This window comes from Streptomyces sp. a15 (assembly GCF_059026085.1).
Genome location: NZ_JBWLKM010000043.1, coordinates 29,922 through 47,405, shown reverse-complemented (window position 1 = coordinate 47,405; position 17,484 = coordinate 29,922). Strand labels below are relative to the sequence as shown.

Sequence of the window (17,484 nt, the reverse complement as noted above, 5' to 3'; positions counted from 1 at the left end):
GTTGGACGATCAACGTCGCGGTCCTCCAACTGCAGACTCCAAGGCCGGCCCTTGCGCACCGGATCTGCACCCTCGCGCCCAGCGCGGTGATCGGCGTGGCGAACTGACGCAGGCTCAGCCCGCTGAACGGGGCTGTCCAGGACGGCTCCGTTGCCGTGATCACACCAGTCATCGCGTGATCATTCCACTGCTTCAGGCTCTCCCTGTTCGAACGCGATGCGGCAGCGTTCAACCTGCTCGGCCACGTGCTCCGTGAACCAGCGCATGATCTCGTAGGGAATGACGTGCTCGTCGTGGCTGTGGATGTGGACGGTCGGCTCCAGGTCCGGATCCTCGTCTGGTATCACCGCCACCAGGAAGGCAGATCCAGGCAAATGCGCTGCCGCGTTGGGAATCTCGGCCCACGCGGCCGGCGCCGGGACGGCCTCGCTCAGCTCCACACACCATGCGTCGTCCGGCAAGGCGTAGTGGAACTGGATGGCGTAGTGACGGCCTGCATGAACACGCAGCTCTGGCATGTCCGCAGGCTGCCACAGCCCCGCGTGGGAGTCTCGCGAGTATCTGGCTCAGCACCTGGTGCGCGCCCCAGTCAGCCTTTGCGGGACAGCACTTGGCCGTGACTCGGATCTCGTTCGACCGCGTGAACGCAAGGGCAGGGTCGTTCAGTCGGCGACGCGCGGCGTTGCACAAGATCTCCCTCGTCTCAGTGCACCTGCTGCAGGCAACCCCCCCCCCCGTATCGCGTACGAACACAGATCAGGTGTCCGTGGGGCGCTAGCGCGGCGCGGAAGACCCGGTCAGTCCTCGCCGGTGAAGGTGGCGGTCAGCCGTCCGTCCGTCAGGGCCACCCCCACGCCCGCCCCGCCCGCCGCCGCTTCGGCGAAGGCGGCGGGTGGGGTGTGGTCCAGCAGTAGGACGAAGTGCAGAGCGAACGGCGGACGGTCCTCGCACGGGATGCCGTCGGCGTCGAGCTGGAAGTTCGCGGTCCAGGCCGCCTGACAGAGCACCGAGACGAACAGTCCCAGGAACTCCGCGCCGAGCAGGTCGTCGGCGTTGTCGATCAGGATGACGACATCTCGGTGGCCGTGCCCGGGGCCATGCCAGTCGTGGAGGCAGTCCACCAGCGCGTCCCAGTTGTGGCCGAAGTATCCGAGGAAGGACAACTCCCGCGCGAAGGTACGGAACAGTGAAGCCGGTTGGAGCAGCTCTCGGCCATTCAGTCGGAAGGCGATCCCACCCTGCTCCTGGAGCGCGGCTGTTTCGGCGGTCACCCACGGGTCGCTGCTGGAGGTGAAGACGACCCAGGGTGATCTGCGCGCGGCGAGGGTGGGCGCATTCATGATGGGGATCCTCGCACGGGGTTACACCATCTGCTCCCGCTTCCTGAGCACCTCGGTCAGGGCGGCGATGCTGTGGTCTCCATGGCCGGCCTCGACGGCCCGCCTCAGCAAGTCGTGCAGGGGGGCGTGCCAGGCCACGTCGATGTTGGCCTCCTGGCCGAGCTGTTCGTCGTAGGCGATTCCCGCGTGGAAGACGTTGACGGTGGAAAAGGGCTTGCTGTAGTCACCGCTGTCGATCTCCTGAGCCAGCAGCGGAAGGATGGAGTTGATCATCTCCAGCCACTTGACGGTGAACCGCACCAGCGTGCGCGCTTCCAGCCCGCGTGCCTGGACTACGGCGGCCCCCTGGAAGAAGCCGACAAGCGCCGGCAGCAGGGTGCCGCCCACCGCCATCTCGTAGAGGGCGGCCAGGTCGGGCTCGTCGCCGAGATGGACGGTGTCACCGCCCCGCACCTTCAGCGTCGACTCGTACGCGTCGAAGACGGTCTTGTCGCCGCCGTAGTACAGCAGGGTGTCTGGCGCCGCGTGGCGCAGCCCCGGCCGGACAGCTGACCCTGCGGGATCTGCACCACCGGCTGATGGCGCTGACCTCGCCCGCCCGGATGGACCTGTGCCGCCATCTGCTGGGCGAGCCCATCACCACCTCGGAACTCGCCGCCCGGCTGGGCTCCAGCGAACCACAGGTCTCCCGCGCCCTGCGCACCCTGCGCGACGCGGGCCTGGTGCGCTCCACCCGAGACGGCAAACTGGTGCGGCACCGGCTCGCCACGGACGTCATCCAGCGACTGGGCCACGATGTCCTCGCCACCGTGGCACGGTGAACCGACGAGGAAAACCCTGGCCGTCTCCGGCGCCCCGGTCGAGCGGACCCGGGAAGAGGCAGACCACCGGGTCGCGGGCATCCGCGTCGACCGGGTGGCCACCTGTCCGCCGGCCCTCATCGACCCCGGCTCCGACATCGACATCGACCCCGGCTCCGACACGTGCACTATCTCCGGCGCGAGTCATCCTCCGCCGCCCGGAGAGGTGCTCCTGCTGTACACCGACGATCTGGTCGAACACCGCCGGACGGACAGCGATGCCTCACTGCGGCGCCTGTTCTGGTGCACGGACTCACCGAAGACGACGTGACCCTGTCGCCGCCGGCTGCGGGCCGCACCACTCGGGCTGGGGGACGGCGGGACAAGCTTCCCGCAGTCTCTGTCCGACTCCGCGGGTGAGATGCGCGAGGTCAACGGCAGGGAAGTTGGCCAGGTGGCGTGCGAGCAGTGGCCGACCTCCCGGCTCAGAGCTTCCTTGCGTCCCACCGGCCCGTGTTGGGGTGGTTGCCTCGGGGTGGTGCCTACCGCCGCGCGGAGAGCTTCGCTTCGAGCCGGTTCAGGGTGCGGTTCAGGGTGCGGGAGACGTGCATCTGGGTGATCCCGAGTTCCTCACCGCCGTGCCTCAGAGTCACGCATGCAGGTGAGGGCGGCTATAAGTCGGATAGTTCAGGGCAGGTGAAACAAATGGCCGAACTTTCACAGCTGTTGCAACAGACCATGCGACGCAGGCACCTGAACGCACAGGACCTCGCCGACCGTACGGGCATTCGCACCCCGCGGATCCGCGTCTTCGCCGCGGACGGCGCCCACGGCCCAGTGCGGCCCACCCCGGAGGAACTGTCGGAGCTCGCCGAGGCTCTGGCACTGCCCTTGCTGGATGTCCAGGAAGCTGCCCGCACCGCTGCACCGGCGCCGGCCTGACGGCTGCCGCGGGACTCCCCCGTCACGCCGCAGTCCCGAGACCTCGGACGTGGCGGATTCGGGACCTGATCACTTTCGCCCCGGCCGGGTTGGCCGGGGCGGCAGCCGAATGGGCCTGGAGGCGAGGCGCACCAGCGCGGCCCGCGCCACATGCCCCGCAGGCCCGCAACGTCCCAAGGCGGCGCCATGGCCAGTGATGCAGGGCATCAGGCTCTGCCGCGGCTGCGCAGAACACCATAAGGACATGATCCGCCCCGTGCCCTGCCTCTGCTGGGCCGGTCGCCCAGCCAGGCAGCTGCGTGTGCCCAAAGGATGGAGGTTCGCCGGGCCAGGAAGACTAGAGTGAGCGAGCCCCCTACACAGCGCCGTGCCGGGGTCGGTTGAGGATGCGGGGTGAGGGAGAACGCCTGTGAACGATCAGGGCCGGGGTGGCGGGAAGATGCTGGCCGGTCTGCTGGCCTCGAGTCGGCTGATACCCCTGGAGTGGTTGCCGGCCAAGACGGCCGAGCATGCGGCGTCCGCAGGTTTCACGCAAGCACTGATCTATCTGGCCGACCTGCAGCGCGAGACGCTGCACCTGCTGACCGGGCAGGGACTGGACGCCGCAGGTGAACCCGGCGGTGAGGAAGCCGGCATCAAGATCGAGGGCACGCTGCCGGGCCGGGCCTACCAGTACGGGCAGATACTGCACGGTGGCCGCTCGGATCCCGAAGAACAGCAGTGGTGGGTGCCGTTGCTCAACGGCACCGAGCGCCTGGGCGTACTGCGCCTCACCACGCAGGCGGACGACGCGCGCACACGCGAGAACATGGAACTGCTGGCCTCCCTGCTCGCACTGATCATCGTGAGCAAACGGCAGAGCAGTGACTCCTATGCCCGGCTGATGCGCACCGAACCGCTGAACATCGCCGCCGAGATGCAATGGCACCTGATGCCGCCTCCCACCTACGCCGACAGCCGCGTGGCGATCTCCGCCGCGATGGGCCACGACACCGCTGCCGGCCTGACCGCGGCCCTGGCCATGGGGACCTGCCGCAACACACGCCGCCAGGGCGGGAGCCTGCTCGACATCGGCGAAGCGGTCGAGAACGCGCTGATCAAGCAATACGACAGGACGCGATACGTCACCGGCATCCTCGCCGATCTCGACACCGACACCGGAGTCCTGACGTGGGTCAACCGAGGCCACCTGCCGCCGGTACTCATCCGTGACGGCCGCTCCAGCAGCCAGCTGAACTGCAAACCCGCACACCCGATGGGCACGGCACTGGGGCTGGAAGCCACCATGTGCCGTGAACAGCTGGAACCCGGTGACCGCATCGTGTTCTACACCGACGGCATCACCGAAGCCCGCGGCAGCGGCGATACCGAACTCGGTGTGGAACGCTTCACCGACTTCCTGATCCGCCACCACGCCGACGGACTGCCCGTCCCCGAAACCCTGCGCCGCCTCATCCACACACTCCTCGACTACCACGACGGCCAGCTCCAGGACGATGCCACCATCCTGATCTGCCAATGGCTCGGCCCCGCCGATGCCCCCGTGGCAGACGAGACGGACCGCACCTGAACCCGCCCCTCCATCCGTCTGTCGGCGGGCCCTCAGCCGGCGGCAGTGGCCGATCGTTGCGTGAAGCGGTGCTACCAGTGGCGGCGCCTGGGGTACACGGCGCGGCTCAGCTGACGACCGATCAGCAGGTAGCCCAGCAAGGCGCCCGACGTGTTGAGCAGGACGTCGTCGATGTCGAAGGCCCGTCCGGTGATCACGGCGCCTGGGACGAGTTCGACCAGCAGCATCACCAGCGCCATCACGCCGACGTGGTCAGAATGCTGCACCGGGAGTGCGACGACCGCGCCTTGATCCTGGACCGGCGACGTGTCTTGGTACCCAATGCATTCGTCATCGAGCTCCCACCGGAATCACACCAGCAACTGTCCAGCTCATCCCGGCGGAGGGGAACGAGGTCCACCGCTTCAGTGTCCGCAGACACATAGTCCCCATAGGTGACGGTCCTGCGGCCTCTCTGCACCAAGTCCCCAGGTGAGCGCGGGTTGCGTGGCCCTCCGGCAGGCCGGCCCCGTCAAGTCGCCCGCATGCATGCGGGTTGGCGATCACCGTCCAGGGGCATCAGGACTGGGCAGGACCGGCCGCCCAAGATTTGGCGCGGCCCCGGCGAGCGGCCAGGCCGCGGGCATGCCGGGTGTCCTAGGAGGGGAAGTGATCCGCCATGCGTACGCATCGGCGTACCCATCGGCGTTCCGTACGAGTGGAGTATCTGCTGCCCGACGAGGCCACTTCGGCCGGACTGGCGCGGAGGCTGACCTCAGCGTTTCTCGCCCGGCCTCGCCACCGGATGGCGCCGGTGCATGCCGAGCAGATCGACGACGCGACGCTCATCGTGTCCGAACTGGTCGCCAACGCCACCCGGCACGGCCATGGTGGCTGCCGCCTGCGCCTGTGGGTGACCGATGGGCAGGTGACCGTCGAGGTCTCCGACGACAGCTCGGCCCGGCCCCGTCTACGGCCACCCGCGGCCGATGCCGAGAGCGGGCGGGGCCTGGCCATGGTGCGGTGCCTGGCCGAGCGCTTCGACGTCACTCCGGTCACCGGGGGCGGCAAGCGGGTACGCGCGGTCCTGGCCATCTGACACTGCACCCACGCCCGGTCGACCGCCGAGGGGATCGCCGCGCTCCTGGAAGACGAAGCAACCGTCAACGTATTGGGCCGGCAGGAGCGGCAGGTGGGGCTCATCCCCCGCAACCCCGCCTACGAGCCGATCCCCGACGACCAGGCGCAGATCCTCGGCAAGGTCGTCGGCGTGCTCCGCCTGCTCCAGAACCGCGAGGCGCGGTAGGCGGCGCCTCGGGCAGGGCGACGGTGCAGGTGTAGGAGCCGGTGCTGACGATGGCTCCGCCGCCGCGGGCCCTCATGGCCCGGAAGGCTTCGCGGGCGCAGAAGCAGGAGCCGCGGGCGTTGACTGCCATCATGGCGTCCCAGTCCTCAGCGGTGGTTTCGGTGACGGGCTTGTTCAGGGTGCGTCCGGCGTTGTTCACCAGGATGTCCAGCCCGCCGAAGGTGTCCACGGCTGACTGCACCGCGCGGGCAGCGGTCTCTTCCTGCGTGATGTCGCCACGCGCGGAGGAGACATCGAGGCGGGCAGCGAGGACCTCCACGCCGTGGGCCTCGATCCGGTGGGCCAAGTCCCGCAGGGGACCTTCGGCGACTTCAGTGATCACTATCCGGGCGCCTTCGCGGGCGAAGAGTTCGGCGGTTGCTGTGCCGAGGCCGCCGGTCGCGCCAGTGATCAGGGCGACCCTGCCGTCAAGTCGTGGTCCTGGCATGGAAATGGTCCTTTGATTCTCGTTGATGCTGACTGCTGTGTCGGGCTTCTTTGTGCCGCCGATCCCGCTGCCCGCTGCGGTGACAGGAGGACCTTGGCGCGTGACCAGGAGGACCTTGGCGCGGCCTCCGTTACGGTGACTTCTGCTCCCGGTAGAGCACGAGGTGCTCGTGGTAGAGCACTCCGTCCCGGATGTCGCCCGTCGCGGTGAACCCGGTGTCGTCGATGTAGTCCAGGTGACTGCCGGTCACCGTGTACCGGCCCGTGTACGCGCTGCGCCGCTTGCCGCGGGCTTCGTCGTAGCGGCCGTCCGGCAGCAGCTCCTGGCGGATGTGACCGTCCGCGGTCACCCACATCCCGACCACGTCGACGTGGTCGCTCTCAGCGGTCCCGGCCATGGCGGACTCCTCTCCTCGGTTGGTGCGGTCCTTCCCGTTCCACCGAGTCTGGGCAGGTCGGCGGCCATCAACCAGGACGCGTGCTGCCTGGGTGTGGCACACCCAGGCAGCACACCGGGCCGCCGCCTAGCCTGAACTCATGGACGACAACCACCTGGGAGACTTCCTGCGCTCACGCCGTGCCGGCCTGCGGCCGGAGGACGTCGGCATGGCGAGCTACGGGGCCCGCAGAGTCGCCGGACTGCGCCGCGAGGAGGTCGCCGTCCTGGCCGGAGTGAACGCCGACTACTACACCCGCCTGGAACAAGGGCGCGAGCGCAACCCCTCACCCCAGGTACTCGAAGCGCTGAGCCGCGCGCTGCGCCTGGACGCGGATGCCGGCGCGCACCTGTACCGGCTGGCCGGGGCCACACCGAGTGACCGGCCTGCCGTTCACGCCGCCGAGCGGGTCAGTCCCGCGCTGCGCCAGTTGATGGACGGCTACCCGAACACACCGGCGTTCGTCATGAGCCGAACCCTGGACCTCCTCGCCGCCAACGCCCTGGCCAACGCCCTCTACGCACCGTTCGAGCCGGCGGACAACCTGGCCCGCATGACCTTCCTCGACCCCGCGGGCCGGCACTTCTACTCGGACTGGAACCGGGCGGCCCAGGCCACCGTCGCCAATCTGCGCCAGGCGGCCGGCTTCGACCCCGACAACCCACGGCTGCGCGAACTCGTCCGCACCCTCACCGAGCACAGCACGGACTTCACCCGCCTCTGGAACGCCCACACCGTGCGCGGCAAGACCCAGGACGCCAAGCAATTCCTCCACCCGGACGTCGGCCCCCTCACCCTCACCTACCAGGCCTTCGACGTACGCGACGCCCCCGGCCAGCAACTCGTCATCTACCACGCCGAACCAGGCAGCCCCAGCGCCCAGGCCCTCAATCTCCTCGGCTCCATCCACGCCACCCGGCGCCAGGCCGAACCCAGGCCCCACCACTACTGAGTCGACGCACATGGAGATCGGCGGCAATGGTGCCCGGCAATCCTCACCTTGGCGTGGCTGAGGTCGGAGACAAGAGTCTGGGGCCGATGCACTGCGGCTGCCATCGGGTGGAGGCGGCCGAGGTTTTCGTATGCCGCGATGGTGATCAAGTCGGTGCTCGGCGTGTCCATAGCGACCATGATGCTGGGCGATCGTGCAGGTGTCATAGCCATTCGTTGAGAACGGCGATGAGGAGGGTGGCCTCGTAGCGGACCGCGAGCTTGTCATAGCGAGTGGCCACCGTCCGGTGCCGCTTGAGCCGGTTGATCCCGGACTCGACAGCGTGCCGAGCTTTGTAGTCCTCACGGTCGAAGCGTGGCGGTCGGTCACCATCGGGGCCACGCCGCCGCCGGTGACCAACTTGGTCGGCAGGTTCGGGAACGGTCGTGGGCATCTCCTGGATGCCGGACACAGCACTGACGCAGGCAGGTGATTGAGCGTCAAACTCAGTTGTCAGTGCCTCCCCATAGAGTGGAGACATCACTCGGGGAGCCTCGGAGGGGGAGCAGAAACATGTCCGCAAACAAGATCCAGCACAAGGTGAATCACGTCGCGCTGGTAGTGGACTGTTCGGGTTCAATGCGTCCGCACCAGAGTCAACTCATTCGCGTTGTGGACGAGTTCGTGGCGGGGTTGAAGGCCGAATCGGACAGCCTCGGCCACGAAACCCGGATCAGCCTCTACTCCTTCGACCATAGGGTGGAGAACCTGGTCTGGGACATGGACGTGAAGCATCTGCCGTCCATGCGGGGGCTGTACCAGGTCAACAATGGCGCTACGGCCCTCATTGAGGCTTCTCTGAAGTCCCTGGACGACCTGGGCCATATCTGGGAGGAATACGGCGAGCACAGCTTCCTCCAGATCGTGGTGACGGACGGCGAGGAGAACGCCTCCGGCGGCGACAGGCGGCACGACGGCGACATGGCCATCCTTGGCCCCTGGCTCGACAGGATCACGGCGAAGATGAGCGGGCTTCCGGGCCACTGGACCTCCGCGATCCTCGTTCCGAACTCCCTGGCCAAGCGGACCGCCCAGAACTACGGTTTCCCGGCCGGAAACATCGCCATCTGGGATGCGGATTCCCAGAAGGGCGTCGAGGAGGCGATCGGCACCGTGCGCGCTGCCGCCACCAGCTTCCTCCGCGGACGAGAGCAGGGGGTGCGCGGCACGAAGAACCTGTTCGCCGTCGGTCAGGACATATCGGTTGACGAGGTGCGGGCGAAGCTCGAACCGATTCCGGCCGACAAGTACCGGCTCCTGAAAGTTGACAAGGAGGTCGAGATTCGCTCCTTCGTCGATTCACATCCGGGCGTGACGTACGAACGTGGTTCGTGTTACTACCAGCTGGGCGCCCGGGCTCAGGTTCAGCAGAACAAGGAAGTCATCGTGGTCGAGAAAGACACCGACCGCGCCTATACGGGCGACGCGGCGCGCAGCCTTTTGTTCGGTACGGGTGTCCAGGGGACCGTCTCCGTGAAGGCGGGGAACAACCCCAAGCTGGAGGTGTACGTACAAAGTCGTTCGGTGAATAGGAAGCTCAAGCCGAAGACGCGTCTGCTCATCATGCTCTGAAATCAAAGAGCGACGAGCGGGGGGCTCGGGAGCAGTCTGCTCCCATCGCTCGATACCTCCGGCAGCAACAGATGTCGCCCCGTGCGGTCACCGGCGGCACGGGGTGGCGCGAAGGCCGGGGATTGTTCACAGACACTGACGGCGACACCTGATTCGCCTCCTGACGAAGTGGGTGGCCCCGGCGCCCGCACCAGCCCAAAGGGGCAGGAGCATTGTGTTCGAGCTGGTGGACGCGTTGCTGTGTGCGGACGGGCCGGTGAGGGCGCCGGTGGACCTGACGCTGGTGGCCGAGCAACGGCGCGGGCTGTGGAGGTCCTCGGGCGGATACGTGCGGACCGGGTGATGCGCAAGCTGATCCCGGTGCCGTGGATCTCATCGTCACAGGGCGGACGATCGCCGAAGCGCGGCAAGGAGTTCCGCTTTGCCGAGCCCGACACCTGGGGCGAGCCTGACGCCGTAACCGTGCAGGTCACCAACCGCTACGGCACCGCTCGCGCGATGGCCTGGGAGCCGCATCTGTCCTTGTCTGACCACCCGATCGGCGTAGATCGACAACGTCGGCGAACTCCCTTTGAACGAAGGCACGTTGATTCGCCTGGAGACGACCGCCTGCCCGGCGCCCACGATGCACTCCCGGTCTGGCTGCGGACGTCGGCCACCGGGCTGTCCGGCGAGGACGTCGACCTGCGCTGGCTGGCGTTCTTGCGCAGATTCGATCTCGAGCACGCCTTCTGGATGATCAATCAGACGCTGGGCTGGACACCCCCCGAAGCTCCGCACGCCCCAGGCGGCGGGCCGGTGGACGTGGCTTGTCGTCGCCGCCCACACCAACGCTGCTTCGCCCGGCCGCTGGCCGCGGATCTCCGCCGCCGTTGGGAGAAGCCGGCCGAGCCCGGGCCGGCTCACCCCGCCCGGGTCCGCCGGGAGTTCAGGACCTCCGCCCGGACTTGTCCTGTTCGGCCCGTGCGCCGAAACCCAACCGGCCTGGCCCCGGCAGCCCACTCGGCTCGAAGAACCGACACCCAGCCACCCACCACGACGTGGGGAAAACCGCCACGCGACCCGAGACCATCGCCGGATTTGACCAAGTCAGACCATAAGCACGAGCTCAGAACTCGACTACGAAGCAGGTAGTTCCAGGCGGGGACCGTGGAAGCGTTCGCGCAGGAGCCGGTCGTGCGTCACCACGACCAGCGTGCCGGTGTAGTGGGCCAGGGCTGCCTCGATCTCTTCCACCAAGGCGGGGGCCAAGTGGTTCGTCGGCTCGTCGAGCAGGAGCAGATCGAGTGGGCCGGCCGTCACGAGCCGGGCCAGTTCGAGCTTGCGGCGCTGCCCGACCGACAGATTCCGTACGGGAACAGCGAGGTCGGCGGCCTGGAACAGGCCGAGCGCAAGGAGTGCGTCGGCGTGCTCGTCGGGCTGCCCCGTCCTGTCGGCCGCGAATGCCGCGAGCAGCGTTCGGGCATCGAAGGCGTCGTCGGGCGCGCTTTGCTGACGTAGGAATCCGACCCGGCGCGGTCGGTGCACGATGCCGGCGTCAGGCGTCAGTTCCCCTGCCAGCAGCTGGAGAAGGGTGCTTTTGCCGACACCGTTGGGGCCAGTGACGAGGAGTCGGTCACCAGGGGCGAGTTTCAGGCACGGAAGGTACAACCGCCCTTTGACCAGGACGCCTTCCAGGTGTGCTGTCGTTGGTGTTTCCCCGGCGGTCGGCGTGCCTTCGACGCGGCCTGTGAACCGCAGTGGCTGCGGAGGTGGCGGCACGGGGTGCTCCGTGAGCCGTTGCAACCGCTCGCGTGCGTTCCGGATGCGGCTTTGTGCGCCGTGTGCTCGCGAGCGCGCTCGAAAAGCGCCGGCGCCGCTGAACGCCCACGGCCCCTTGCGGGGGATCTCGGCCAGCCGCCCGATACCGGAGTCGGCGAGGTGTTCCTGCCGGGCGACCTCATTGCGCCATTGCTCGTGATCCCACGCCCACCGGGCGCGGGCCGCCGCCTTGGCGGCCAGAAAGCCGGCGTATCCATTGCCGTAGCGCCGTACCGTGCGCTGATCGTGGTCCACTTCCAGGATGGTGTCGGTGACGCGTTCCAGGAACGCCCGATCGTGCGTGGCCACGATGACTGTGCCCCGATGACGGCGCAGATGTCCTTCGAGCCAGGCCACGGCCTCGTCGTCCAGATCGTTGGTCGGCTCGTCGAGCAGCAGCAGTTCGGGGGCCAAGGCGAGGGTCGCGGCGAGCGCGAGCCGGGAGCGCTGCCCTCCGGAGAGGGTGCTCAGCACACGCTTCCGGTCCAGTGGCGCGTGCTCGCCGAGCCGGCGCAGGCTCACCTCGACCCGGCGATCCGCTCCGTGCCCGCCCCGCGCATCGAACTCGGCCACCAGTGCGGCGTAGCGCTCGAACTCAGCGGTGCCGGCCGTGCCCAGTGTGGCCTCGGCGACACGAATACGGTGCTCCAGGGCGCGCAGTTCGCCCAGTACGTGATCGACGGCATCGCCCACGCCCGCCGAGCCGGGCAGATCGAGAGTCTGGCTGAGGTGGCCGATCCCGCCTGGTGCCATGACGGTCAGGCTGCCGTTGTCGACAGGCTCCTGTCCTGCCAGCAGCCGTAGGAGCGTGGACTTCCCAGAGCCGTTGTCCCCGACGATCCCGACCTTTTCGCCCGGCCGGACTGTGAGAGACACGCGGTCCAGCACCATGCGATCGCCGTAGCGCTTGGTCACCTCGGCGAGAGCGATCTGAGACGCCGTGAGAGGAAGAGCGGTGGCGGTGGTGTCGACGGAAGCACAGTGCAAGGGCAGTCCTTTGCTGGGTGAACAGGATCGCGCGGCAAGCAGAAGGCGCGTGAGCTGCTGACCGACGAGCAATAAGTTAGACGAGACGTTTCGTCTCGTCAATAGGTTGAGGCGGCCTGCAGCGGAAAGGTCCTCGACAACGGCAACGTCACCATCCAGGGCAGCAACATGATCCAGTGGTCGTGGAACGGCGGCTCTCCGCCACGGTGGGCCATGACGAAGATCGGCTGAAGCGCGCCCAACCCAGCCCTCCGCCTCGCCTCACCCCCTACCGCCGTTTCCGTCGCTGCCCACGCTGTGCGACTCCGAGGATGCTGGGTTCTCGCGCCCATGTCCCCGTGGTCCCCATGTGTGGCCGGACAGTGAAGCGGGACGGGTCATGAGCGGGGTCGACCTGCTCGGGATGCTGGAGCGGGCCGACACATCGGCCGAGCAGATCCTCGGCCGCGTCCGCGCCACCGTCCCGGTGTTGCCGCACACCCCGCCCGGCGGTTTCCGAGTCATCCGCGACATGTGCGTTGCCAACCTGTCCTCTTGAGTGACGTGCGAAAGCATGACCGGACGGCTCGGCCAGGCTCCAGGAGTTGCTGCCGGGGTCCACGGACGAGTGCAGCCCCACGGGCCTGGTGGACAACAACGCCGGGGGCCGTGGCCGGCGACGGCGGGGTGCTGGTCATCGACACGTGCGCGTCCAACCCAACCGTGATCTGGGCCGTTGCCGCCACGTATCTCGAGGCCGGCAACATCCCGGTCGACCCACCCGCGAACGGCTCACCGCACTCGCCCACGAACTGAACAATCCGCGCTGCACCGCCGCACGGAGCGCGGCCATGCTGCGGACCCGGAAGCCTTGAGCATCCGTCGCACACGGCTATCCGCCAGATGGATCCGGGCACATCTCAGGCCTGGTTGATCGGATGAGGCGTTCAGTCGATGCGGATGATGCCCCGGCCCAGTGCGGCGGTGACGGCAGCGGTGCGGTCGGCGACGTCGAGCTTGGCGTAGATGTGCAGCAGATGGGTTTTCACCGTTGCCTCGGACAGGCGTAGGGCGCGGGCGATCTGCTTGTTGCTCTGCCCGCGGGCCAGGGCGGACAGAACCTCGAGTTCCCTGCCGGACAGGCCGGCGCCCCGGTCGCCGCGCATGTGGGCGAGGACTTTGGCGGCCACCGTGGGGGACAGTGCCGCTCCTCCCCGGGCGGCGGTGCGCACGGCCTCGCACAACTCGTGTCGTCCGGTGTCCTTGAGCAGGTAGCCGACCGCGCCGGCGTCGATGGCTGCGGTGATGTCGGCGTCCGTGTCGTAGGTGGTCAGGACGAGGACCTGGACCTGGGGATGGGCGGCGCGGATGGCGGCGGTTGCGGCGGTGCCGTCCATGCCGGGCATCTGCAGGTCCATGAGGACGACGTCGGGTGCGAGTGAGGTGGTCTGGTGCACTGCCTCGGTACCGCTGGCTGCTTCGCCGACGACCGTGAGGTCGGGCTGGGTGGCGAGTATGGCGGCAAGCCCTTCGCGGACGATGAGGTGGTCATCTGCGAGGAGGATGCGGATCTTGGAACCGGTCGAAGTGCTCATGATGCCGGGGCCATCCGCTCGGTACCGGCCACGGGTGAGGCTTCGGCGGCCGAAGGGTCGACAGGGACGTGGACCGAAGGTGCGATCGGGAGCGTCACCGTGACGGCGACGGTCGTACCCTCGCCCGCGCCGCTTTCCACCGCGAACGTGCCGCCCAGGGCGGCGATGCGCTCCCGCATGGTGATCAGCCCGATGCCGGCATGCCGGGCAGCGGGTGCGAAACCGGTGCCGTCGTCCTGGACGTCGATGGCCAGGAGGTCTCCGAGGTAGGACAGCGTGACCGACACGCTCACCGCGTGGGCGTGCCTCCGGGCATTGGTCAGTGCCTCCTGCACGACACGCAGCAACTCGCCCTCGCTGCTGGGAGGCAGAGCGACGGGTCGGCCGGTCACGACCGCGTAAGCCTCGATGCCGGTCTCCTCCGTCAGTCGGGTGGTGAGTTCGCGGACCGCGTCCGCCAGGTGCGTGCGGTCCAGCGGCGCCGGGCGGAGGGCCTGCACGAGGCGGCGGCTCTCGGCCAGGTTGTCCCGGGCCGTCCGCATGGCCTGCTCGACGCGTCGGGCCGCGCGGGAGTTGGGTGGCAGGTCGTCGCGTGCGGCGTCCAGCAGCATGGAGATGGACGCGAAGCCCTGGGTCAGGGTGTCGTGGACCTCTCGGGCCAGGCGCTGACGTTCGGCCAGGGTGCCCGCCTGACGTTCCGCCGCCGCTCGTTCCGCCTGGGTGGCGGTGAGCTCGTCCAGGAGCCGCTGGCGCTTGTGGCTCTCGTGGTCGAGGGTGGCGACGTAACAGACGATGGTGACCGCCACCGCGGTCGCGAGCACGCAGCCCGTGAGCGTCCGCGCGCCGACGGAGCCGTCCGTGCTGAATCGCTGCCACGACCAGGCGCCGCCCAGCACCAGCACCCCGCCGGCCGACCACCAGGCCCTTCGCAGCCAGTACGGGGTCAACACGGCCAGGGCGACCGGGAGTAGCGCGGGGTCCACCACGGCCATGATCACCCACCCCGCCAGCGCCCCGACGAGGTAGGGCAGCGGCGGTCGATCGGCGCCGCCCCGCAGCACGATCCAGTACGCGTACCAGGCGGCGATTCCGACCGCCAAGCCGATCCCCAGCAGTGCCGTGCCGGTCGTCAAGTCGGTCCCGGCGAGGGCACCCAGTACGGACAGGGTGAGCACGACAGCGAAGAAGGCGTGCTGTCCGACGGCCTTCCAGTGTTCCTTCTCCCACACCTGACCCAGTTCCATGGCCCTCAGCTTAGAGTTCGCGCGGATAGGTCACGGGCGTCGGGCGGGTCGTGTGTCCCATCGGTAGGCCGCCCATGCTTTGCGGATCAGGCGCCGGATCACGATGACCGCGCTGGCGAGCGCTACCCACGCGGCCTGCACCACCGCACGCCGGTCCGTGACGATCGCCAGTGACTTGAAGCCCCGCGTGTGCCAGGAGTTCGTCCGTTCGACAACCCACCGGCGGGTGTGGTTGATCGGCAGGAACGCGCCCTTCGGAGTGATCTGCCATCCGCAGCCGAGCTCGGTCAGCAGATTGCGGGTCACGCGCGAGTCGTAGCCCGAGTCCAGATGCACCATGATCCGGTCGGGCAGATGGAAGCCGAAGCGCCCAAGAGTCTCCAGGGTGGGGCGTAACAGTGGTGAATCATGCCGGTTGGCACCGGCGAGCGCGCACCCGACCGGGAGCCCGCCGCCGTTGACCAGCAGCGATCGTTTGATCCCTGATTTTCCGCGGTCCACAGGCGATGGGCCGGTGTTCTCCCCACCGCCGTGGGCTTTCACGGTGCAGCCGTCCACGGCGAGGTTATCCAGGTCCAGGCCGATGGCCTGGACATAGGCATCCAGCGCGGCCTGGTGCAGGGTTTCGAAGACTCCTGCGGCGATCAGCGGATGAGCGACCTGGCGGCGTGGGATCAGCGCGTGGAACTGCTCCCATAAAGGGTCGGTGATGGAGGAAGGCAGGACGGGCACGTGACCTTCTGCTTGACCGGTGGTGATCGTGGGCCTGTCCACGGCTGCGCCCGGCCGGACCGCCGGACGGGCGCAGCCCTGTCTGGGATCACCCGAGCGTTTCCTCCATCACCGTGGCGGGCAAGGAGATCCGCCAGGCGACGAACCCGGCGGCGGCGAGCCCGGCGATGGCCAGGAAGCTACTGGCGAGGAACGGGTCGGTGCCGTCCAGGATGGGAGCGAACCCGATGCCGACGTAGATCGTGATACCGGTGGAACCGCCCAGTTGGTCGGCAGCTCGCTGGACGCCGGAGGCGATGCCGGCGTCGTCTTCGGTCACTCGGCTCACCGCGACGTACTGCAGCCCGACGATCCCGAACCCCATCCCGGCAGCGATGAGCATCATGGCCGGAACCATCGCCAGAGCGGTGGCTCCGAGGTGGGAGACCAGCGCGATGGCTGCCACCGCCAGCATGGTGAAGCCGATGCCGGTCAGGACACAGGCCCGGGCGCCCCACCGTCCGAGCAGCCGGGGAACCAGCACCGAGGCCACAATCAGGGACACCGCCAGGGGCAGCATCGTCAGACCGGCCTGGAGTGGGCCGGCGCCCAGCCGGTCCTGCAAGTAGTAGGTGAACAGCAGGAACGAGGTGGACAGTGCCGCACTCAGCAAAGCGGTGGCAAGGTTGGCCAGGACGCGCGGCCGGTTGCGGAAGAACCGCAGCGGCACGAGCGGCTTGCGCGAACGGCGCTCGACGCTGATGAACAGGGCCCCGGCTGCTACCGCGCCGACCAGCGCCACTGGCGCCAGCCAGGGCAGCGTGCTGTCCGCCTCTCCTGCCTCGACGACGCCGAGGGTGAACAGCAGCGGAGCCGCGATCAGCAGGAGCGAACCGGGAAGGTCCAGCGGTGCGGGCTCGGCAGGCCGTTCGCTTGGCACGAGGAAGACTGCTGCAGCGAGTACGACCAGGATGAACGGCACGGACACCAGGAAGATCCACCGCCAGCCGAGCAGTTCGGTGATGATCCCGGAGACCACGAACCCGAGGACAAGGCCACAGCTCGCGACGGCCGCCCACACGCTCAGCGCCCGCGACCTGCGTGGCCCCTCGGGGAACATGAGCACGATCACCGCCATTGCCGCCGGAAGCGCGATCGCCTCCCCGGCACCCTGCAGCAGCCGGGCCGTCACCAGCACTGCGAAGGAAGGCGCGAGCCCGGCCAGCAAAGACGCGGCACCGAACAGAGTCGTGCCGAGCAGGAGGATGCGGCGCCTGCCGAGCACGTCGCCCAGCCGGCCGCCGAGCATCAGCAGCCCGCCGCCGGTGATCGTGTACCCGACCACGACCCAGGTCAGGGCGTGACCGTCGACGCCGAAGTCGGCGCCGATCGAGGGCAGGGCGACATTGACCACGGTCACGTCAACCGCGATGAAGAACTGCAGCATGGCCATGCAGCACAGCACCAGCCACGCACGCACCGGGGACGATCCGTCCCGGAGCGGAAAGAGAATGCCTGAGAACACCGAGTACTCCGTTGCCCAGAAGAAGTTCCGAGCAGCACGAACGTGCCGCTCCGGTCCAACCACGGAGCGGCAGAACGTTCAACAGAAGTGAGACGAACGCCCCGCCGCTAGCGGAGCGTCCTCGTCACCGCGGCACAAGCCGCGCACGAAGCACCAGACATGGCACCGATGCTACCGGAGCCGACGGCACGTAATCCCTAGGGATCACTCCGCCACAAAT

General features: G+C 68.3%; 21 protein-coding genes and 4 pseudogenes. 12 read left to right on the top strand and 13 right to left on the bottom strand.

Annotated elements, in window-relative coordinates; all coding sequences use genetic code 11:
* Positions 1–17 precede the first annotated feature (17 nt).
* From AC5P09_RS32830 to AC5P09_RS32815, 4 genes and pseudogenes are all read right to left on the bottom strand, one after another.
* Positions 18–172, bottom strand: a pseudogene (locus tag AC5P09_RS32830) (IS5/IS1182 family transposase); the annotation flags it as partial.
* A 7-nt stretch (positions 173–179) separates the two neighbouring features.
* A complete protein-coding gene (locus tag AC5P09_RS32825; RefSeq protein ID WP_493877354.1) occupies positions 180–518 on the bottom strand; it encodes a hypothetical protein in 339 nt (112 codons plus the stop codon).
* Between the two features lie 279 nt (positions 519–797).
* Positions 798–1,340: a barstar family protein gene (locus AC5P09_RS32820; protein WP_493877353.1), complete on the bottom strand. Its 543-nt coding sequence runs from the start codon at positions 1,338–1,340 to the stop codon at positions 798–800.
* Between the two features lie 21 nt (positions 1,341–1,361).
* Positions 1,362–1,793, bottom strand: a complete 432-nt coding sequence (locus AC5P09_RS32815) for an imine reductase family protein (protein WP_493877352.1) — start codon at positions 1,791–1,793, stop codon at positions 1,362–1,364.
* Between the two features lie 125 nt (positions 1,794–1,918).
* Here AC5P09_RS32815 and AC5P09_RS32810 point away from each other — a divergent pair, with 125 nt between their 5' ends.
* From AC5P09_RS32810 to AC5P09_RS32795, 4 genes are all read left to right on the top strand, one after another.
* Positions 1,919–2,161: an ArsR/SmtB family transcription factor gene (locus AC5P09_RS32810; RefSeq protein WP_493877351.1), complete on the top strand. Its 243-nt coding sequence runs from the start codon at positions 1,919–1,921 to the stop codon at positions 2,159–2,161.
* Positions 2,136–2,471: a hypothetical protein gene (locus AC5P09_RS32805; protein WP_493877350.1), complete on the top strand. Its 336-nt coding sequence runs from the start codon at positions 2,136–2,138 to the stop codon at positions 2,469–2,471. The genes AC5P09_RS32810 and AC5P09_RS32805 overlap by 26 nt, the downstream gene beginning before the upstream one ends.
* A 374-nt stretch (positions 2,472–2,845) precedes the next feature.
* Positions 2,846–3,082 (top strand): XRE family transcriptional regulator, encoded by a 237-nt coding sequence (locus tag AC5P09_RS32800; RefSeq protein ID WP_493877349.1) that lies wholly within the window; start codon positions 2,846–2,848, stop codon positions 3,080–3,082.
* A 439-nt stretch (positions 3,083–3,521) separates the two neighbouring features.
* Entirely contained in the window at positions 3,522–4,652 is a 1,131-nt protein-coding gene (locus AC5P09_RS32795) for a PP2C family protein-serine/threonine phosphatase (protein ID WP_493877387.1), read from the top strand.
* A gap of 71 nt (positions 4,653–4,723) precedes the next feature.
* On the opposite strand, the gene AC5P09_RS32790 is transcribed toward AC5P09_RS32795, so the two are convergent.
* Positions 4,724–4,918: a VanZ family protein gene (locus AC5P09_RS32790; protein WP_493877348.1), complete on the bottom strand. Its 195-nt coding sequence runs from the start codon at positions 4,916–4,918 to the stop codon at positions 4,724–4,726.
* Here AC5P09_RS32790 and AC5P09_RS32785 point away from each other — a divergent pair.
* The 3 genes and pseudogenes from AC5P09_RS32785 to AC5P09_RS32775 all read left to right on the top strand — a co-directional run.
* Positions 4,910–5,077 (top strand): FhaA domain-containing protein, encoded by a 168-nt coding sequence (locus AC5P09_RS32785; protein WP_493877347.1) that lies wholly within the window; start codon positions 4,910–4,912, stop codon positions 5,075–5,077. The two genes, AC5P09_RS32790 and AC5P09_RS32785, sit on opposite strands and share 9 nt — an antisense overlap.
* A 233-nt stretch (positions 5,078–5,310) precedes the next feature.
* Entirely contained in the window at positions 5,311–5,730 is a 420-nt protein-coding gene (locus AC5P09_RS32780; RefSeq protein ID WP_493877346.1) for an ATP-binding protein, read from the top strand.
* A gap of 33 nt (positions 5,731–5,763) precedes the next feature.
* A pseudogene (locus AC5P09_RS32775) lies at positions 5,764–5,886 on the top strand (S24 family peptidase); the annotation flags it as partial.
* On the opposite strand, the gene AC5P09_RS32770 reads toward AC5P09_RS32775, so the two are convergent.
* Positions 5,831–6,424, bottom strand: a complete 594-nt coding sequence (locus tag AC5P09_RS32770) for an SDR family NAD(P)-dependent oxidoreductase (RefSeq protein ID WP_493877345.1) — start codon at positions 6,422–6,424, stop codon at positions 5,831–5,833. The pseudogene AC5P09_RS32775 and the gene AC5P09_RS32770 sit on opposite strands and share 56 nt — an antisense overlap.
* A gap of 130 nt (positions 6,425–6,554) precedes the next feature.
* Positions 6,555–6,821 (bottom strand): Atu4866 domain-containing protein, encoded by a 267-nt coding sequence (locus AC5P09_RS32765; protein ID WP_493877344.1) that lies wholly within the window; start codon positions 6,819–6,821, stop codon positions 6,555–6,557.
* Positions 6,822–6,960: 139 nt separating this feature from the next.
* Here AC5P09_RS32765 and AC5P09_RS32760 point away from each other — a divergent pair, with 139 nt between their 5' ends.
* Positions 6,961–7,812 (top strand): helix-turn-helix domain-containing protein, encoded by an 852-nt coding sequence (locus tag AC5P09_RS32760; RefSeq protein ID WP_493877343.1) that lies wholly within the window; start codon positions 6,961–6,963, stop codon positions 7,810–7,812.
* 202 nt (positions 7,813–8,014) lie between these two features.
* Here AC5P09_RS32760 and AC5P09_RS32755 read toward each other — a convergent pair.
* Positions 8,015–8,236, bottom strand: a pseudogene (locus AC5P09_RS32755) (IS5 family transposase); the annotation flags it as partial.
* Between the two features lie 128 nt (positions 8,237–8,364).
* Here AC5P09_RS32755 and AC5P09_RS32750 point away from each other — a divergent pair.
* The 3 genes and pseudogenes from AC5P09_RS32750 to AC5P09_RS32740 all read left to right on the top strand — a co-directional run.
* Entirely contained in the window at positions 8,365–9,423 is a 1,059-nt protein-coding gene (locus tag AC5P09_RS32750) for a vWA domain-containing protein (RefSeq protein WP_493877342.1), read from the top strand.
* A 214-nt stretch (positions 9,424–9,637) separates the two neighbouring features.
* Entirely contained in the window at positions 9,638–9,766 is a 129-nt protein-coding gene (locus tag AC5P09_RS32745) for a hypothetical protein (protein WP_493877390.1), read from the top strand.
* Positions 9,730–10,523: pseudogene (locus tag AC5P09_RS32740) on the top strand (NF041680 family putative transposase); the annotation flags it as partial. The gene AC5P09_RS32745 and the pseudogene AC5P09_RS32740, both read left to right, overlap by 37 nt.
* Positions 10,524–10,542: 19 nt before the next feature.
* On the opposite strand, the gene abc-f reads toward AC5P09_RS32740, so the two are convergent.
* Positions 10,543–12,210: a ribosomal protection-like ABC-F family protein gene (gene abc-f, locus AC5P09_RS32735; protein ID WP_493877386.1), complete on the bottom strand. Its 1,668-nt coding sequence runs from the start codon at positions 12,208–12,210 to the stop codon at positions 10,543–10,545.
* Between the two features lie 379 nt (positions 12,211–12,589).
* Here abc-f and AC5P09_RS32730 point away from each other — a divergent pair, with 379 nt between their 5' ends.
* Positions 12,590–12,748 carry a hypothetical protein gene (locus AC5P09_RS32730; RefSeq protein ID WP_493877341.1) on the top strand — a complete coding sequence of 53 codons (159 nt, stop codon included), beginning with the start codon at positions 12,590–12,592 and terminating at the stop codon, positions 12,746–12,748.
* Between the two features lie 388 nt (positions 12,749–13,136).
* Here AC5P09_RS32730 and AC5P09_RS32725 read toward each other — a convergent pair whose 3' ends face one another.
* The 4 genes from AC5P09_RS32725 to AC5P09_RS32710 all read right to left on the bottom strand — a co-directional run bounded on the left by AC5P09_RS32725 (position 13,137) and on the right by AC5P09_RS32710 (position 17,192).
* Positions 13,137–13,784: a response regulator gene (locus AC5P09_RS32725; protein ID WP_493877340.1), complete on the bottom strand. Its 648-nt coding sequence runs from the start codon at positions 13,782–13,784 to the stop codon at positions 13,137–13,139.
* Positions 13,781–15,028, bottom strand: a complete 1,248-nt coding sequence (locus tag AC5P09_RS32720) for a sensor histidine kinase (protein WP_493877339.1) — start codon at positions 15,026–15,028, stop codon at positions 13,781–13,783. The genes AC5P09_RS32725 and AC5P09_RS32720 overlap by 4 nt, the downstream gene beginning before the upstream one ends.
* A 30-nt stretch (positions 15,029–15,058) precedes the next feature.
* Entirely contained in the window at positions 15,059–15,760 is a 702-nt protein-coding gene (locus AC5P09_RS32715; RefSeq protein WP_493877338.1) for a transposase, read from the bottom strand.
* An 88-nt stretch (positions 15,761–15,848) separates the two neighbouring features.
* Positions 15,849–17,192, bottom strand: coding sequence for an MFS transporter (locus AC5P09_RS32710; protein WP_493877337.1), 1,344 nt, complete (start codon positions 17,190–17,192; stop codon positions 15,849–15,851).
* Between the last annotated feature and the right edge of the window lie 292 nt (positions 17,193–17,484).

Coding starts and splice junctions, on each gene's coding strand:
- AC5P09_RS32825 (WP_493877354.1), bottom strand. CDS start 518: ATGCCAGAGCTGCGTGTTCATGCAGGCCGTCACTACGCCATCCAGTTC.
- AC5P09_RS32820 (WP_493877353.1), bottom strand. CDS start 1,340: ATGAATGCGCCCACCCTCGCCGCGCGCAGATCACCCTGGGTCGTCTTC.
- AC5P09_RS32810 (WP_493877351.1), top strand. CDS start 1,919: ATGGCGCTGACCTCGCCCGCCCGGATGGACCTGTGCCGCCATCTGCTG.
- AC5P09_RS32805 (WP_493877350.1), top strand. CDS start 2,136: ATGTCCTCGCCACCGTGGCACGGTGAACCGACGAGGAAAACCCTGGCC.
- AC5P09_RS32800 (WP_493877349.1), top strand. CDS start 2,846: ATGGCCGAACTTTCACAGCTGTTGCAACAGACCATGCGACGCAGGCAC.
- AC5P09_RS32795 (WP_493877387.1), top strand. CDS start 3,522: ATGCTGGCCGGTCTGCTGGCCTCGAGTCGGCTGATACCCCTGGAGTGG.
- AC5P09_RS32785 (WP_493877347.1), top strand. CDS start 4,910: ATGCTGCACCGGGAGTGCGACGACCGCGCCTTGATCCTGGACCGGCGA.
- AC5P09_RS32780 (WP_493877346.1), top strand. CDS start 5,311: ATGCGTACGCATCGGCGTACCCATCGGCGTTCCGTACGAGTGGAGTAT.
- AC5P09_RS32770 (WP_493877345.1), bottom strand. CDS start 6,424: ATGCCAGGACCACGACTTGACGGCAGGGTCGCCCTGATCACTGGCGCG.
- AC5P09_RS32765 (WP_493877344.1), bottom strand. CDS start 6,821: ATGGCCGGGACCGCTGAGAGCGACCACGTCGACGTGGTCGGGATGTGG.
- AC5P09_RS32760 (WP_493877343.1), top strand. CDS start 6,961: ATGGACGACAACCACCTGGGAGACTTCCTGCGCTCACGCCGTGCCGGC.
- AC5P09_RS32750 (WP_493877342.1), top strand. CDS start 8,365: ATGTCCGCAAACAAGATCCAGCACAAGGTGAATCACGTCGCGCTGGTA.
- AC5P09_RS32730 (WP_493877341.1), top strand. CDS start 12,590: ATGAGCGGGGTCGACCTGCTCGGGATGCTGGAGCGGGCCGACACATCG.
- AC5P09_RS32725 (WP_493877340.1), bottom strand. CDS start 13,784: ATGAGCACTTCGACCGGTTCCAAGATCCGCATCCTCCTCGCAGATGAC.
- AC5P09_RS32720 (WP_493877339.1), bottom strand. CDS start 15,028: ATGGAACTGGGTCAGGTGTGGGAGAAGGAACACTGGAAGGCCGTCGGA.
- AC5P09_RS32710 (WP_493877337.1), bottom strand. CDS start 17,192: ATGGCCATGCTGCAGTTCTTCATCGCGGTTGACGTGACCGTGGTCAAT.